At 67.7% G+C, this 1,441-nt stretch carries 1 protein-coding gene; it reads left to right on the plus strand.

Translation table 11 applies throughout. The features are described from left to right. Positions 1–52: 52 nt before the first annotated feature. Positions 53–1,408, plus strand: coding sequence for an IS4 family transposase (locus tag AC2CHE_RS26810; RefSeq protein ID WP_484507603.1), 1,356 nt, complete (start codon positions 53–55; stop codon positions 1,406–1,408). The last annotated feature ends 33 nt before the right edge of the window (positions 1,409–1,441 follow it).

Consider the following 1,441-nt stretch of genomic DNA (forward strand, 5'->3'; position numbering starts at 1 on the left):
CCGGTATCAAGGTGTGTCACTCCAAGACAACCTGAACCAGGAACCCCGCTCGGTGGATCAGATTGCCATAACCCGGACGGTCACGGTAGCCGCAGGGCCGTTCGCGGCGGGTCACCTCGGTGAGTTGACCCGCCTTGTGCCGTTCGAGATGGTCGATGACGTGCTGGCCACGACCGGTCGTACACAGCGACGGGTCCGCCTGGTGCCGGCCCGGGTCGTGGTGTATCTGCTGCTGGCCGGCTGTCTGTTCGCCGACTGCGGCTACCGGCAGGTATGGGCGAAACTCGTCGCCGGCCTGCGCGGGCTGCAGGTTCCCGACCCGTGCGGCAGCGCGTTGCGACAAGCCCGGCAACGACTCGGCCCGGCCCCGTTACGGGCCTTGTTCGACCTGCTGCGTGGCCCAGCGGCCACCAGCGCTGTCGCCACGGTGCGGTGGCGGGGACTGCTACCGGTCGTCATCGACGGCACCCTGATCACTGTCGCGGACTCCACGGCCAACCTGCGCCGCTACGTCAAACACCGGTGCAACAACGGCGGCTCCGGCTATCCCACACTGCGGCTGAGCGTCCTGTTGACCTGCGGCACCCGCTCGGTTATCGACGCCGTGTTCGACCCGAGCACCACTGGCGAGATCACTCAAGCCCACCGACTGACCCGCAGCCTACGCGCCGGGATGCTGCTGCTGGCCGACCGCAACTACGCCGCCGCCGACCTGATCACCGCGTTCACCGCGACCGGAGCGGACCTGCTGATCCGCTGCAAGACCGGCCGGAAACTCCCGCTGATCCACCGCTACCGCGACGGCTCCTGGCTGTCGATCATCGCCGGCCAACACGTCCGCGTGATCGAGGCCCGGATCAGCATCACCACCACCAACGGCAGCCACACCGGCGAATATCGGCTGATCACCACCCTGCTCGACCCACGTCGCTACCCCGCCGCCGACCTCGTCCGCCTCTACCACCAGCGGTGGGCAATCGAGACCGCCTACCTGGAACTCAAGTCCACCATCCTCGGCGGCCGGGTCCTGCGCGCCCGCACCCCTGACGGCGTAGACCAGGAGATCCACGCCCTGCTGATCGTCTACCAGCTGCTACGCACCGCCATGGTTGACGCCACCGACAGCCGCCCCGGCCTCGACCCGGACCGGGCCAGCTTCACCACCGCCCTCAACGCCGCCCGCGACCAGATCACCCTCGCCGCCAGCGTCATCGCCGACACCGTCATCGACCTGGTCGGCGCCATCGGTGAACGCGTCCTGGCCGACCTGCTGCCCGATCGACGCATCCGGATCAAGGCCCGCATGATCAAACGCTCGAACTCCAAATACCAGGCCCGCGGACCCAACATCGATCGCCGCACCTACAAAGCCACCACCAGCATCGACGTCATCACCAGCGACCCTTGACCAACCAGCCGCCGCCCTAACTGAACGGCGTTG

The organism is Micromonospora sp. ATLC16 (assembly GCF_057196645.1).